The organism is Nocardia sp. NPDC051929 (assembly GCF_044548645.1).
In the GTDB taxonomy this organism is placed as follows: domain Bacteria; phylum Actinomycetota; class Actinomycetes; order Mycobacteriales; family Mycobacteriaceae; genus Nocardia; species Nocardia sichangensis.
The window spans coordinates 179,058-193,320 of record NZ_JBIUCG010000012.1 but is presented as its reverse complement, the minus strand read 5'-3'; the positions used below and the strand labels follow the sequence as shown (position 1 = coordinate 193,320).

Below are 14,263 nucleotides of genomic sequence, written 5' to 3'. Positions count from 1 at the left end.
GATACGATCGCACAGCATCTCCTGTGGTTCCTGCCCGTGCTCTGGCTCGGCATGGTGCTGGCCATCTCGTTCCTGGAAGCGCCGCTGAAGTTCCGCGCCCCAGGGGTCACGCTGCCGCTGGGGCTCGGCATCGGCCGCCTCGTGTTCCGCGCGCTGAACACCGTGGAGGCTGTGCTCGCGGTGCTGCTGGTGCTCGCCGCAGTGATCGTCGGCCCCGGCGCGGCGACGTGGGCGTGGCTGGGCGTCGCCGCGGCAGTGCTGGCCGTTCAAATCGTGGTGGTGCGCCCGCCGCTCTCACGCCGCTCCGATCGCGTGCTGGCGGGCGAGGAACTGCCGCGCTCCCACGCGCACTATTGGTACATCGGCCTGGAGGTCGTCAAGGTCGTCGCGTTGGTCGCCCTCGCGATCACGGCGGCGCCGTAGGCAACGCCGATCATCGACGGAGCAGGTGCGTCGATTTCCGCCGCCGTAGCTCAGCCAGGGACTTCGCTTGTCGTCGCCGTGGTCCGGGCATTCCGTCCATACCGCGCTCCTCGTGGGATGAGCGGAGCGCGCACCAGTCAGCCGAAATTCGCCAGCCCGACAGCTTCGCACGACCCGCCTCGAGATCGTGTCAGCGCGGCTCTCGCGAGGTGTCCGGCTTCATCCGCCCGGCCTCGATGAGCGTCTGCCGGGCCGCTGCCTTACGCGGGCATTGATCGGCTCGGCATGCCCTGTGCCGTTGCATGGTCTGATGCGCTTCCGGAACGCTCAACGGCGTTTCGGGAGCTTCGTGCGGCCAACCGGTAGGCCACAGCCCGGCGTCGGGCCGCTCGGCGCTGATCCGTTCGCGTTCGCGTGCGGCGCGCCACTCGGCGGCTACGCGATCGATGATCGCTTGCGCCGACATGTCGTCTTGCTCGCCGTCTCGCCACCAGTTGAACCCCATCGCGTTCACCCCTGCTGTTCTCGTTCGTCATGTGGACGCACGCCACCCGGCGGGGTGATGGTCACCGCGGAGCCGCTCACAGCTCGCGATGCGTCCGTTCGGAACGGAGGGACGCGCCCGCCGGGTGGGTGCGGCTGCCAGCGTCGCGCGAAAAACTTCGCTCTGGACTGGGAAAATGGCTACAGCGCGTCTACCGATCCGCATACGATCCACGCATGGGGACGGACGGGGGATTTGCTCCTGACATCGGGGAACGTCTGCGAGCAGCCAGGCAGGCGGCGGGGCTCTCACTGGCCGAACTGGCTGCCCGCATACCGTTCTCGCGCAGCTACCTGGGTCATGTGGAGACCGGAACGCGCGCCGCCTCAGCCGATGTGGTCGCCGCCTACCTGCGCGCATGCGGCGAAATGACATGCGACCCTGTCACACTGGTCAGTATGTTGGGCCGAGCGGACGTCGACCGGCGGTCGTTCCTGCGCACATCCGTCTACAGCGCCGCGCTGTCCGCGACAGCGCTGGCGTCACAGTCCGATGTGGCCCGGTTGATGCGCATCGACGAATCCGCGCACGTAGGCATGCCGGAAGTCCGTGCCGTCCAGGGAATCACGGATGCCTTCTTGCGCATGGACGAAGTCAAGGGCGGCGGCATCGGCCGAACCGCCGTCGCGGAGTTCCTGAGCACCGACGTCGCGTCCCTGCTGCGATCGAGGTTCGCCGATTCGACAGTCCGTTCCGCCGCGTTCAGTTCCGCCGCCGAGTTGGCCTACCTGGCAGGCTTCAAGGCGCACGATGCCGGTGAGGACGGCATCGCGCAGCGCTATTTCCTCGCGGCGTTGCGGCTCGCGGAGGAATCCGGAGTTCCGGGGCAGGACGGTTTCTGCTTCCGCATGCTCGGGTTACATGCCACCGATGTACGACAGCCGCAGCACGCCGCTGAGCTTGCCGAACGTGGAGTGGCAGTGGCGCGCGACAAAGTAGGCCCGGACACCATGTCCTTGTTCCTGGTCGGGCTGGCGCGCTGCTATGCCGAAACGGGGCAGCATCGAGCAGCGCGGAATACGTTGCGGGAGGCCGAGCCGTGGATAGATGCGGAAATCACCACCGAGTTGCCTCGCTGGGCAGCCCTCTGGTGCCCGAATAAGGCGAGCGTAGCCAGGCAGACATCGAAAGCGTTCGCCGCTTTGGGCGACCACGCTGAAGCCGAGCGGTACCTGTTCCTGTCGCATTCGATGTGGAGCGCTGTTACGCACACGCGAATCCACGCGCTTTCCGCCGCGGAGACGGGGCTGATCCGGTGGCGTCTCGGACGGCATGAGGACGCGGCGAAGCTATGGCGTCCCGCACTGCCGATTCTGTCCACCGTGTCCTCGGACCGCGCATCGAAGGTTGTGCGGAAGGTGCGGAAGGTCGCTCCGGAATTGCTCGCCAGCAAGGCAACGTGACAGCGCACAGTACGTTGCTAGCGGCCCGTTGCTCAACGCTCTCCAGCCCAGACCAGTGGTCGTGACCTCCGCCCGGATGGGTTCGGCGCACGTCGGCATGCCGAACTGGGTGCGGCACCCAGAACTGCCGCGCCAGTAAATCGGGTGACGGCTTGCTCGTATGGTCGTAGCCTTCGCGACGTAGCCCGCTTGTACCGTCGAGGACGCCTGATGATCAGCGAAACGATTCCCATGTGGACCTCCCAGCGCACACTGGTCCGCCTGCGCGATTTGCTCGAGTTGTTCCCGCCGAACAACTGGCGGTGGGTGGTCGAGGAGTTCGACGGGACGTTCGGTCGAATGTCCACCGGAATCACTCGTCCCGCCTGGGCACAGTTCCAGGAGATGGTTTCCGCCGGTGCAGTGGCATTCGATTGGGATGGAGTCCAACAGTTCGCGCACGGTGTTGATCAAATGATCGATGGCCGGATTGTCGCGACCGATGAGAACCACACCACTGTGGTTCAGTTGGACGCGTTCGACAGCACCGAATACGAAATCGTCATCGATCCGGGCTGGGGCGGAGCGGCTGCGTTCGTTTCCGCTGTCCGGTCCAAGTGGGCTCCCCGGGACGCATCGTAGGCGAGCAGTCCGGGGGCTCCGACGCTGCGTAGACGTGAGCGATACGGTCCGTACTTCCCTGGCGTGGACCATCCTGCCGGAGAGGCCGCATGACCGGTCCGTTTCGCGGTGTCAATGCGGCAGCAGGTCTGCCAACGCCTTGTCGAGGGTGGGGTAGCGGAAGGTGAAACCTGCCTTCTTCAGTACCTCCGACCTGGCGTGACGGCCGGTCAGACCGAGGGCCGGATCGGAGCGCAGGAGGAGCGCGCCTAGCTTCAGCACGAATTCCGGGGTCGGCGGCGCGGGCGGCCGGTGCAGGCGCTTGCGGAGGACGCGCATCAGCTCGCGGTTGCGAACCGGTGTATCGGTGGCGGCTACCAGGATTCCGTTCGGCAGTTCGAGCGCCGGATCGAGGCCGAGTGCGGCGCGAACGATCGCGAGCCAGTCCTCGATGTGGATCCAGCTGAACCATTGTTGGCCGGGCCCGACTCGACCGCCGAGCCCGGCTCTGGTGAGTTGAGTGAGACGTTTCAGGGCGGGCGCTTGTGCGTCGAGCACGATCGAGGTGCGCAGAATCGTCCAGTGCGCCGCGCGGGCGGAGTCGAAGGCGCGCTCCCACGGTTCGGCGACGCCGGTCATCTGCGGCAGCCCGATCGGCAGGGGAGTGCTTTCGGTGCAATGGGTTTCGCCCGCATCGGACCAGATCGCGGTAGTGCTCGCCTGCACCCAGTAGTCGATCGGCGCGTCCAGCGTCGCGGCGGCGGCAACCAGAGCGCGGGTGGAATCCACTCGGCTGGCCCGTAATTCGGCGATGTCCTCCGGCGTCGGTCGGCAGTCGACCAGCTTCCCGGCGAGGTTGACGATCGCGGTCCGTCCTGGATTACGGAGTGCCGCAACCCATTCGCCGACCGACTTGCCGTCCCACTCCGCTTGATCGAACGGCAGCTGGGGATCGCGACGGCGGGTGAGTATGACGGCGCGATGCCCACGACAGGTGAGGTCGGCGGCGACATGCCTGCCCAGCCCGCCGGTGCCGCCCGGGATGACCACCGTGAGCGCGTCGGCGGCGGGCTCGAGTCCGGCTGAGCGGGCCAAGCGGGCGAAACACACCCGCACATCGGTTTCCAGGAACGCGGCGTCGAGCAGCCGGGCCATACCGGCCGACGCGCCGAGGAAGGTCAACCGCTGGGTGATTTCGGTGCCGCCGTCGCGCGGCGTCAGCGTCCAGGTCAGCCGCATCCGCCCGAGCGGTTCGGGTTGCTCGATCCGCAGCTCCCGTTCCGGCCGGACAGCGGCGACGATGAACGGCAGCACGGCGCGCCCGTGCAAAGCGCGGTGCGCCTGCCCCTGCGGCACATAGCTTCCCGTACTGCCCACTGCGATCGGACTGTCGAGCCGCACCGACGCGATCCCCGGGTTCCATTCCGGCCATCGCGGCGGATCGGCGAGTACCTCCCAGATCCGTTCAGCAGGCAACGCGATGAATTGTGTGTACGTCGTTGTACGTCGTGCCATGGGCTCGACGCTAACCCGATGTCTGCCGCGGGGGAATCGTGTGCATCGTCATGTACCGCGACACACCTCGACTCAACGAGAATGCGCTGGCCAGGCTGCGCGGGCGAAGTCTCGCGCTAGAGGGGGTCGCGCCGGGCCATTACGGATTCGCGACTTGCAATTACCGAGCGGATGAGGCGACCGCGCACGCGGCGAAGTTTCGCACCCGAAGCCGGGCCGCACGCCCGCGTTCATGGTGAGCAGCCCGCTGCGATGGGCGAGCACGGGCTGGCCGGACTGCTGCGAGCAGCTATGTGCTGTAACCGGTTTCGCACCCGCATTCATCGTGCGCGAACACAGCGGAGGAGCGTACATCCACCTCTGGCTTGTGCGATCCATGGTCCGCCGGGTCGCGGCCAGCCGACTGGGAAGGCGCGTCAGGCACGCGTCAAGGCGTCGCTCAGTCGCGCTGCGGGCCGAGGCTGATGCCACGGGTGGCCAGCCAGGGCAGCGGGTCGACCTTGTCGGTGCCGTTCAACCAGACCTCGAAGTGGCAGTGCGGGCCGGTGGAGAACCCGCGGTTGCCGATCGTGGCGATCTGGTCACCGGCGAGCACACGCTGGCCCGCCGACACCGTGGCGGTGTCGATGTGGCCGTAGATGGTGACGGTGCCGTCGTCGTGCAGCAGGCGGACCCACATGCCGAAGCCCGACGCGGGACCGGCCTCGATCACGGTGGCGTCGGCGACGGCGTAGATCGGGGTGCCGATCGGGCCCGCGATGTCGATGCCGAGGTGTTGCACGCCCCAGCGGGCGCCGAAGCCGGAGGTGAAAGTGCCCGCGGCGAACCTGGTGAACAGGGGCCGAAGCTTCGAGGCCTCCTGGGCGGCGAGGTCCTCGGCGTACTTCTGGCCCTTTTGCAGGATGTCGTTGAACTGATCGAGGTTGGCCGGCGCGGAGACGCTCAGCACCTGCGGTGAGTCCGGCGCCGCCGTCGGGTCGGCAACGTTCATCGACTGCGCGGCGATCTCGTGGATCTGTCCGGCGGCTTCGTAGTCGACCGCCTGCGAGGGCTGGTCGGGCGAGGCGAACGCGGCCTGTCCGGCCGCTACGACAGCGCCAGCGGCGACGGCCGCCACCGCGGCGCGTCCCTTGAGCGCGGCGGGCGGCGCGGCCACCCGGTGCGCGCCACCGCGCTTGTTCGTGGCACGGCGCCCCGGGATGACGGTCGGAAGAGCACGTGCGCCCGGCTCCTCGTCGGACTCGGGTTCGGGCTCGGCGGTCTCGGTCGCCCAGGACTCCTCGGGAGCCCAGCAGCCGGTGTCGGACACCCAGGCTCGCTCGTCGGGCGCCCAGGTCTCCTCTTCGGCCCACGCCTCGCCGGAGTTCCACGCCTCGCCGGAGTTCCACGCCTCGCCGGAGTTCCACGCCTCGCCGGAGTTCCACGCCTCGCCGGAGTTCCACGCCGCACCATCGGACCAGGCCTCTTGCTGGGCCCAATCTTGTTGCGGCCAGGCGTTGTTCGTGGCCCAGGAGTTGTCGGAGGCCGCGTTCGCGTGGACCGGCTGGTCGTAGCCCCCGTCGTGGACGGGCGACTCGGTCTCGAAGCCGTATCCGGCGCCGGCGGCCTGCAAGTCGTACTCGCCCTGCGGAGCCTCGTACCCGGCGTAGTGCGGGTCGAACGATGGCTCGGCGTAGCTCGCCGGGGCGAAGGACTCGTCGTCGGGGCGGTAACGATGTCCCGTCCGCGAGCGATCAGTGGGAGCGAAGGTGGAACTGTGGTTCATCGGCGGTGCCACATCGTGAAGCTGGTGGAACTCGAAAGCCGCTTGACCAGCGGCGTCGATCGGTCGAATGCGGAGCGGCTCTCCGTCTGCGGAGCGCTGTGCTGCGTCAAAGCTTGCCGTCCTCCTAGTCGTGACCGTGTTGTGACATCGACCGCATTGACGGTAACGAAACGATTGAGCCGCGACAAGCGGTGCGCCGCTTCCGTAACAAACATGTGAGATTCATCACGCTCGGCCCGCGGAATATCTCACTGCGGTATGGGCACCCCTGAGAGGTCGTTCAACGACAAGTTGTAGTAGATTCCGGCGCGCTCCCGGGTTCCGTCCTCTACCTGGCGCGGTGTCAGCAACCTACTCGCCAGTAGTGTTGGCCAGCGGTTTTGCCGCTCCGAACGACGCCGGGTGACCTGCGCCACTTAGGATGAACGTGGCCGATTGGCCCTCCATGTGACTGGTTAGAGTCCGACCCGACCCGCTTCCGACGTCGGGCCGCCAACAAAGACGTTGTCATCACAACGCAGACGAGACGGTGAGTACATGGATCTCTTCGAATATCAGGCGAAGGAGCTCTTCGTTAAGCACGGAGTGCCTTCGTCCGAGGGCCGCGTCACGGACACGGCCGAGGACGCCCGCGCCATCGCGGAGGAAATCGGCAAGCCGGTGATGATCAAGGCCCAGGTGAAGGCCGGTGGCCGTGGCAAGGCCGGTGGCGTCAAGTACGCCGCGACCCCGGACGACGCGCTCACGCACGCGCAGAACATCATCGGCCTGGACATCAAGGGCCACATCACCAAGAAGATCCTGGTGGCCGAGGCCAAGGACATCGCGGAGGAGTACTACATCTCCTTCCTGCTGGACCGGGCCAACCGGACCTACCTGGCCATGTGCTCGGTCGAGGGCGGCATGGAGATCGAAGAGGTCGCCGCGACCAAGCCGGAGCGGCTGGCGAAGGTTCCGGTCGACGCGGTCAAGGGCGTCGACCTGGCGTTCGCGCGCTCGATCGCCGAGCAGGGCCACCTGCCCGCCGACGTGCTGGACGCCGCGGCCGTGACCATCCAGAAGCTGTGGGAGGTGTTCGTCGCGGAGGACGCCACCCTGGTCGAGGTCAACCCGCTGGTGCGCACCCCGCAGGACGAGATCCTCGCGCTGGACGGCAAGGTCACCCTCGACGAGAACGCCGGATTCCGCCACCCGGAGCACGAGGCGTTCGCGGACAAGGACGCGACCGACCCGCTCGAGCTCAAGGCCAAGGAGAACGACCTCAACTACGTCAAGCTCGACGGCGAGGTCGGCATCATCGGCAACGGCGCAGGCCTGGTCATGTCCACCCTGGACGTCGTCGCCTACGCGGGCGAGGGCCACGGCGGCGTGAAGCCGGCCAACTTCCTGGACATCGGCGGCGGCGCCTCGGCCGAGGTGATGGCAGCGGGTCTGGACGTCATCCTGAACGACAGCCAGGTCAAGAGCGTGTTCGTCAACGTGTTCGGCGGCATCACCGCGTGTGACGCGGTCGCCAACGGCATCGTGAAGGCGCTGGAGATCCTGGGCGACGAGGCCAACAAGCCGCTGGTCGTCCGCCTGGACGGCAACCGCGTCGAAGAGGGCCGCAAGATCCTGGCCGACGCCGACCACCCGCTGGTGACGCTGGCGCAGACAATGGACGAAGGCGCCGACAAGGCCGCCGAACTGGCAGCCGCCCGATAACGACGGCCGAGTAAGGACGAAAAGAAATGTCTATCTTCCTGAACAAGGACTCCAAGGTCATCGTCCAGGGCATCACCGGCGGCGAGGGCACCAAGCACACCGCGCTGATGCTGAAGGCGGGCACCCAGATCGTCGGCGGTGTGAACGCGCGCAAGGCGGGCACCACCGTCGCGCACACCGACAAGGACGGCAACGCGGTCGAGCTGCCGGTGTTCGGCACCGTCGCCGAGGCCATCAAGGAGACCGGCGCCGACGTGTCCATCGCGTTCGTGCCGCCGAAGTTCGCCAAGGACGCCATCATCGAGGCCATCGACGCGGAGATCCCGCTGCTGGTGGTCATCACCGAGGGCATCCCGGTGCAGGACACCGCCTACGCGTGGGCCTACAACGTGGAGAAGGGCGGCAAGACCCGGATCATCGGCCCGAACTGCCCCGGCATCATCACCCCCGGCGAGTCGCTGGTCGGCATCACCCCGGCCAACATCACCGGCAAGGGCCCGATCGGCCTGGTGTCCAAGTCGGGCACGCTGACCTACCAGATGATGTACGAGCTGCGCGACTTCGGCTTCTCGACCTCCATCGGCATCGGCGGCGACCCGGTCATCGGCACCACCCACATCGACGCCATCGAGGCGTTCGAGAAGGACCCGGAGACCAAGCTGATCGTGATGATCGGCGAGATCGGCGGCGACGCCGAGGAGCGGGCCGCGGCCTACATCAAGGCCAACGTCACCAAGCCGGTCGTCGGCTACGTGGCAGGCTTCACCGCCCCCGAGGGCAAGACGATGGGCCACGCGGGCGCCATCGTGTCCGGCTCCTCGGGCACCGCCCAGGCGAAGAAGGACGCGCTGGAGGCCGCGGGCGTGAAGGTCGGCAAGACGCCGTCCGAGACCGCCGCGCTGGCTCGCGAGATCCTGGAGAAGGCCAGCATCAGCGCCTGATCTCCGCGCCGTGCACGAAGGCCGCCTCCGAATTCGGGGGGCGGCCTTCGTCATGTGTGGCGGGGGCTCAGGCTTGGGCAGAAGCCGAGCGTCCGGTCCAGCCACTCGCGGTTCTCCTCGCTATCCATCACGAGGCAGCCGGGCGGATGGTTCATCTCGTTGTCACCGGGAATTCCCCGCTATTGAGAATCCGTGTGGTGTGAAAAGCGCCATCGCGGGCAACAGTTTCAAGGAGCGGTAGGTGGTCTCGCTAGGAGCTTCGCGCCGGACACCGCCGCGACCTGCCGTGATGCGGGCGAATCCGCTCGCCGCGGCCGTCGCGGCGGGATGACCTCGGCGAGGGAGTGCAGTAGCGTCAGAAGTAATCCAGCCGTGAAGACCATGTACGACTCGATTTAGGAGACGACGACATGTCCTACCCGACCGGGGGCTCTGGGTACAACACACCCTCGCCCTCAGCGCCATCCAGCCAGAGTTCGGCCGCGGGTGGTGCCACTTCAGGTTCGAGCGCTACCGGTTCCGATGCCAAAGGTCTGCCGTTCTTCCTGGTGGTCGGCGTAGCGGCGCTCGGCGTGATCAACTTCCTGCTCGGCTTCCTGCCGTTCCTGGGCAGGAAACCGATCGATATCGGCGGCCGCACGGTCAGCACGACGGAGACGGCCAACCTCTTCGAGGTCGCGTCCGGCTCGCCGCTGCTCGGCCTGCTGCTGCTCGGCGGTCTGCTCGCCGGACTGTCGCTGCTGCCCAAGCAGAACTGGACCGGTGCGGCCGCGGCGGCTTCGACCGCCGGCTTCGTCGCGTTGCTGTTCCAGTCGTTCAACTTCGGTTCGGGCAGCGAGCTGAAGGTCGGTGCGTTCGTCCTGCTCGTGCTGTCCTTCGTGCAGGCAGCGGTGGCGATCGCCGCGACGCTGTTCGAGGTGGGCATCCTCAAGGCGCCCGCGCCGCGCCCCGCTGCCGCGCCGAGCGGGTTCGGTCAGGGGGGCTACGGCCAGCAGCCGTCGTACGGACCGGGTCAGCAGTCCTACGGGCAGCCGGGTCAGCAGCCCGGCTACGGCGCGAGCCCCTACGGGCAAGCCGGGTACGGCGCGCAGTCCGCGCCGCCGCAGTTCCCGTCCCAGCAGGGGCAGCCGTCGCCTTACGGGCAGAGCCAGCCGAGCTACGGACAGAGCCAGCAGGGCCAGGCGTACGGACAGCCGCAGTCGCCTTACGGGCAGAGCCAGCCGACCACGGCCTACGGCGCGCCCCAGCAGCCGGGTTCGCCGTACGGCGCGCAGCCGCGCCCCGACGAGAGCGTGACTCAGCACTTCGGCGGCCAGCAGCAGTCCGGTCAGCAGTCGCCCTACGGTTCCCCGAGCTACGGCCAGCAGCAGGCTCAGACCAGCCAGCCGAGCCAGCCGAGCCAGCAGAGCGGTCCGTTCGGCGGCGAGCAGAGCGGCGACCCATCCTCGGACGCCACCCAGGCATTCCGTCCTTCGGACGACAAGAACAAGTAGAGAACTCAGCGGCGTCCTCCCCGGTGCGGCGATCGCGTGCCTGCGGCGCGCCTGACCCGTTCGCGCCGGGGAGGATGCCACGCTGAAATGCCATGAGCTCCTCCAGAAACTCCTCGGCCCGCCGGATCGGCGGGCCGCGCTCGTCGCAGCCGCACCCCGACGCGGACGAAGCCGGGTTTCTGTCCCTCACCCCTGAGCGGTCCAGGGTGCTCATCGCCGTAGCGGGCCGCCCGTCCGCCTTCGGGCTGACCACCCTCGTCGTCCTCGTGCTCGCCACGCTCCTGGCGGCGGGCAGCGATCTGGACGGCGCCTCCGGCGCGATCGCCGCCTCCTGGTTGGGCGTGCACCAGGTTCCGCTGGTGATCGGCAAGACCTCGCTCGGCTTGCTTCCGCTGTTGCCCACCGCCCTGCTGGTCTGGCTGGCCGCGCGGGAATGCGCGCGCGCCGTGGAGCCGCAATGCACTCGAGCGGATCTCGGGTGGATCGTCGGCGCCGCGGTGGGCGGTCCGCTGCTGGTCACCATCGTCTGCCTCGCGGTCACCGAAGACGCTTCCGGTGTCATCGCGCTGCAACCGCCGAACACCCTCGCCGCCTTCGTGTGGGTCGCCGCGTTGTATCTGTTCGCCGCCGCCATCGGCATCGCCGTCCGTCTCCGGCGCGAGCTGTTCGTGCTGCTGCGGCTGCCCGATTGGGCGGTCTCCGGCCTCTACGGCGCGGGCCGGTCCGTCCTGCGCCTGCTGGGTTGCGCGAGCGCTGTGGTGGTGGTTTCGTTCCTCGCCCACATTTCGCGGTTCGGTGACATGTATCAGTCGGCGGGCAATGTCGGCGGCGTCCTCGGCCTGACGCTGCTCTCGCTGGCGTATCTGCCGAACCTGGTGATCCACACCGTCGGTGTGCTGGTCGGTTCCAGCGCGCAGATCGGCGTCGCCTCGTTCGGGGTGTTCTCCGTCGTCGGCGGACCGATACCGGCGTTTCCGTTGCTCGCGGCGGTGCCGACCGGTCCGGCGGCGGGTTGGTGGCCGGTGGTGCTGCTGATCCCCGCGGCGGTCGGCGTGCTCGGCGGGCTGGACATCGCGCGCACTTCCACCGACCGGATCAGCGCGCCGTGGGCCACGCTCGTCTCCGCCGCGCTCGCCGCGCTCGGGCTGACCGTGGCGGGCGCGGTCGCGGGCGGCGAACTCGGCGAGGTGGGCCGGGTCGGCCTGCACCTGCCGATCTTCGCCTCGGTCACGTTCGCCTGGCTGGCGATCCCCGGCTACGCGGGCCTGGTGTTCGCCCGCTGGTTCCTCGTGCCGGTCGGCGTCCCACCGGCGGACTACACCGATCCGTACGACGATTACCCCGACGACGACTACGACGACTACTACGAGACCGACGACTACTACGAGGACGACGACTACTACGACGACTACGACCGGCCCGAGCTGGAGGCCCCGCTGGACGCCGAACTCGTCGACGAGCCGCCCGCGATCGAGACCGTCGGTCGGTCTCACGACCACGCCGCGGGCGACATCGTCGACGCCGAAGTGGTCGAGGCGGACCTGCCGGATAGTGACCGGGTGGACGGTCGTTAGGCTCTAACCCGGCGGTGCCGATTCCGTCCGCTATCCGATCGATCAGGGAGTAGAGCGCTGACGTCCCCGTATGCCTCGTGGAAGCCCGTGACGACGCCGGCCACCGTCGTCGTCCTGGCGTCGGGCACCGGTTCGCTGCTGCACGCCCTGCTGGACGCCGCGGCCGCGCCCGGCTATCCGGCGAAGGTCGTCGCGGTCGGCGTCGACCGGCTGTGCGCGGCCACCACCCATGCGGACGCCGCGGGCGTACCGCATTTCCGGGTGGCGCTGAAGGACTTTCCGGACCGCGCCGCGTGGGATGCCGAGCTCACCGAGGCGGTCGCCGAGCACCAGCCGGATCTGGTGGTGTCGGCGGGCTTCATGAAGTTGCTCGGTCCCACTTTCCTGGACCGGTTCGGCGGACGGATCATCAACACCCACCCCGCCCTGCTGCCCGCGTTCCCCGGCGCGCACGGCGTGCGGGACGCGCTCGCCTACGGTGCGCGGGTCACCGGCTGCACCGTGCACCTGGTCGACGAGGGCGTGGACACCGGGCCGATCCTCGCGCAGGAGGCGGTGCCGGTGCTGCCGGGTGACGACGAGGCCACCCTGCACGAGCGCATCAAGATCGTCGAGCGACGGTTGCTGGCGGAGGTCGTCGCCGCCGTCGCGACGCGAGGCATTGTCTCCGATGGACGAAAGGCAGTTATCCCAGATGAGCGAGTTCTCCGGTGAGTGAACGCAAGCCGATCAGCAGGGCGCTGGTGAGCGTCTACGACAAGACGGGTCTCGTGGAGCTCGCGACCGGTCTGCACGCGGCGGGCATCGAGCTGGTCTCGACCGGGTCCACCGCGGGCAGGATCGCGGACGCGGGCATCCCGGTGACCAAGGTCGAGGACCTGACCGGGTTCCCGGAGACCCTCGACGGCCGGGTCAAGACCCTGCACCCGCGGGTGCACGCGGGCATCCTGGCGGACTCGCGCAAGCAGGAGCACGTCGATCAGCTGGTCGAGCTCGGTGTCGAGGCGTTCCAGCTGGTGGTGGTGAACCTCTACCCGTTCACGCAGACCGTGGCCAGTGGTGCGACGCCGGACGAGTGCGTGGAGCAGATCGATATCGGTGGCCCGTCCATGGTGCGCGCCGCGGCGAAGAACCACCCGTCGGTGGCGGTGGTCGTGGACAGCGGCGACTACGACGACGTGCTGGCCGCGGTGAAGTCCGGCGGCTTCACCTTGGCCGAACGCACAGCTCTGGCGGCCAAGGCTTTCCAGCACACCGCGAGTTATGACGTGGCGGTCGCGAGCTGGATGACCAACGTGCTGAGCGCGGGCGACGCGGCCGAGGACACGGCGGTCCGGTTCCCCGAGTGGCTCGGCGGCACCTGGGAGCGGTCGGCGGTGCTGCGTTACGGCGAGAACCCGCATCAGTCCGCGGCCCTGTACACCAACGGCGACGGCAGCCCTGGGCTGGCGCAGGCGCGGCAGTTGCACGGCAAGGAGATGTCGTACAACAACTACGTCGACGCCGACGCGGCCTGGCGCGCCGCCTACGACCACGAGGCTCCGGCCGTGGCGATCATCAAGCACGCCAACCCGTGCGGCATCGCGCTCGGCGCCGACATCGCGGAGGCGCACCGCAAGGCGCACGCCTGCGATCCGGTGAGCGCGTACGGCGGGGTGATCGCGGCGAACCGCGAGGTCACCGTGGAACTGGCCGAGCAGGTCGCCGAGATCTTCACCGAGGTGATCGTCGCGCCGTCCTACGCCGACGGCGCGGTGGAGGTGTTGCAGCGCAAGAAGAACGTGCGCATCCTCGTGGCCGAGCCGCCGACGCGCGCGGGCGCCGAACTGCGTCCGATCAGCGGCGGCGCCCTGCTGCAACAGCGTGACGTGCTGGACGCGCCGGGCGACGACCCGGCTCATTGGACCTTGGCCGCTGGCGAGGCCGCCGACGCGGAAACGCTCGCCGATCTGGCGTTCGCCTGGCGCGCTTGCCGGGCCGTGAAGTCCAACGCCATTCTGCTCGCGCACGACGGCGCTTCGGTCGGTGTCGGCATGGGCCAGGTCAACCGCGTGGACGCGGTGGGTCTCGCGGTCCAGCGGGCCGGGGACCGGGCCAAGGGGTCGGTGGCGGCCTCCGACGCCTACTTCCCGTTCCCGGACGGTCCGCAGACCTTGATCGCGGCCGGTGTCCGCGCCATCGTGCAGCCCGGCGGTTCGGTGCGCGACCGGGAGACCATCGACGTCGCCCGCGAGGCGGGCGTCACTCTCTATCTCACCGGGGCCCGCCACTTCGCCCACTGAGTTCGATGGTTCCGCGACG

12 protein-coding genes are annotated in these 14,263 nt (G+C 68.5%); 9 read left to right on the top strand and 3 right to left on the bottom strand.

What is annotated here, in order from left to right; genetic code table 11:
* Nucleotides 1-51 precede the first annotated feature (51 nt).
* Nucleotides 52-423 carry a hypothetical protein gene (locus ACIHAX_RS18045; protein WP_397278638.1) on the top strand — a complete coding sequence of 124 codons (372 nt, stop codon included), beginning with the start codon at nucleotides 52-54 and terminating at the stop codon, nucleotides 421-423.
* 190 nt (nucleotides 424-613) lie between these two features.
* Here the strand turns inward: ACIHAX_RS18045 and ACIHAX_RS18040 are convergent, their stop codons facing one another.
* Nucleotides 614-928, bottom strand: coding sequence for a hypothetical protein (locus ACIHAX_RS18040; RefSeq protein ID WP_364428761.1), 315 nt, complete (start codon nucleotides 926-928; stop codon nucleotides 614-616).
* A gap of 215 nt (nucleotides 929-1,143) precedes the next feature.
* Here ACIHAX_RS18040 and ACIHAX_RS18035 point away from each other — a divergent pair, with 215 nt between their 5' ends.
* Both ACIHAX_RS18035 and ACIHAX_RS18030 read left to right on the top strand, forming a co-directional pair.
* A complete protein-coding gene (locus ACIHAX_RS18035) occupies nucleotides 1,144-2,370 on the top strand; it encodes a helix-turn-helix domain-containing protein (RefSeq protein WP_397278559.1) in 1,227 nt (408 codons plus the stop codon).
* A gap of 339 nt (nucleotides 2,371-2,709) precedes the next feature.
* A complete protein-coding gene (locus ACIHAX_RS18030) occupies nucleotides 2,710-2,991 on the top strand; it encodes a hypothetical protein (protein WP_364428767.1) in 282 nt (93 codons plus the stop codon).
* Nucleotides 2,992-3,102: 111 nt separating this feature from the next.
* Here ACIHAX_RS18030 and ACIHAX_RS18025 read toward each other — a convergent pair whose 3' ends face one another.
* A complete protein-coding gene (locus ACIHAX_RS18025; protein ID WP_397278557.1) occupies nucleotides 3,103-4,485 on the bottom strand; it encodes a DUF1731 domain-containing protein in 1,383 nt (460 codons plus the stop codon).
* A 439-nt stretch (nucleotides 4,486-4,924) separates the two neighbouring features.
* Nucleotides 4,925-6,250, bottom strand: coding sequence for a M23 family metallopeptidase (locus tag ACIHAX_RS18020; RefSeq protein WP_397278555.1), 1,326 nt, complete (start codon nucleotides 6,248-6,250; stop codon nucleotides 4,925-4,927).
* A 537-nt stretch (nucleotides 6,251-6,787) separates the two neighbouring features.
* Between ACIHAX_RS18020 and sucC the strand changes: the two genes are divergently transcribed.
* From sucC to purH, 6 genes are all read left to right on the top strand, one after another.
* Nucleotides 6,788-7,954, top strand: coding sequence for an ADP-forming succinate--CoA ligase subunit beta (gene sucC, locus ACIHAX_RS18015; protein WP_355074652.1), 1,167 nt, complete (start codon nucleotides 6,788-6,790; stop codon nucleotides 7,952-7,954).
* Nucleotides 7,955-7,980: 26 nt separating this feature from the next.
* A complete protein-coding gene (sucD, locus tag ACIHAX_RS18010; protein WP_355074650.1) occupies nucleotides 7,981-8,895 on the top strand; it encodes a succinate--CoA ligase subunit alpha in 915 nt (304 codons plus the stop codon).
* A gap of 410 nt (nucleotides 8,896-9,305) precedes the next feature.
* Nucleotides 9,306-10,388 carry a DUF5336 domain-containing protein gene (locus tag ACIHAX_RS18005; RefSeq protein WP_355074648.1) on the top strand — a complete coding sequence of 361 codons (1,083 nt, stop codon included), beginning with the start codon at nucleotides 9,306-9,308 and terminating at the stop codon, nucleotides 10,386-10,388.
* A 92-nt stretch (nucleotides 10,389-10,480) separates the two neighbouring features.
* Complete coding sequence (locus tag ACIHAX_RS18000) at nucleotides 10,481-11,962, top strand: DUF6350 family protein (RefSeq protein ID WP_397278552.1); 1,482 nt, start codon at nucleotides 10,481-10,483, stop codon at nucleotides 11,960-11,962.
* A gap of 87 nt (nucleotides 11,963-12,049) precedes the next feature.
* Nucleotides 12,050-12,676 (top strand): phosphoribosylglycinamide formyltransferase, encoded by a 627-nt coding sequence (gene purN, locus ACIHAX_RS17995; protein ID WP_355074644.1) that lies wholly within the window; start codon nucleotides 12,050-12,052, stop codon nucleotides 12,674-12,676.
* Nucleotides 12,673-14,244 carry a bifunctional phosphoribosylaminoimidazolecarboxamide formyltransferase/IMP cyclohydrolase gene (gene purH / locus ACIHAX_RS17990; protein ID WP_364428783.1) on the top strand — a complete coding sequence of 524 codons (1,572 nt, stop codon included), beginning with the start codon at nucleotides 12,673-12,675 and terminating at the stop codon, nucleotides 14,242-14,244. The genes purN and purH overlap by 4 nt, the downstream gene beginning before the upstream one ends.
* Nucleotides 14,245-14,263: the final 19 nt, after the last annotated feature.

Coding starts and splice junctions, on each gene's coding strand:
- ACIHAX_RS18045 (WP_397278638.1), top strand. CDS start 52: ATGGTGCTGGCCATCTCGTTCCTGGAAGCGCCGCTGAAGTTCCGCGCC.
- ACIHAX_RS18040 (WP_364428761.1), bottom strand. CDS start 928: ATGGGGTTCAACTGGTGGCGAGACGGCGAGCAAGACGACATGTCGGCG.
- ACIHAX_RS18035 (WP_397278559.1), top strand. CDS start 1,144: ATGGGGACGGACGGGGGATTTGCTCCTGACATCGGGGAACGTCTGCGA.
- ACIHAX_RS18030 (WP_364428767.1), top strand. CDS start 2,710: ATGTCCACCGGAATCACTCGTCCCGCCTGGGCACAGTTCCAGGAGATG.
- ACIHAX_RS18025 (WP_397278557.1), bottom strand. CDS start 4,485: ATGGCACGACGTACAACGACGTACACACAATTCATCGCGTTGCCTGCT.
- ACIHAX_RS18020 (WP_397278555.1), bottom strand. CDS start 6,250: ATGAACCACAGTTCCACCTTCGCTCCCACTGATCGCTCGCGGACGGGA.
- sucC (WP_355074652.1), top strand. CDS start 6,788: ATGGATCTCTTCGAATATCAGGCGAAGGAGCTCTTCGTTAAGCACGGA.
- sucD (WP_355074650.1), top strand. CDS start 7,981: ATGTCTATCTTCCTGAACAAGGACTCCAAGGTCATCGTCCAGGGCATC.
- ACIHAX_RS18005 (WP_355074648.1), top strand. CDS start 9,306: ATGTCCTACCCGACCGGGGGCTCTGGGTACAACACACCCTCGCCCTCA.
- ACIHAX_RS18000 (WP_397278552.1), top strand. CDS start 10,481: ATGAGCTCCTCCAGAAACTCCTCGGCCCGCCGGATCGGCGGGCCGCGC.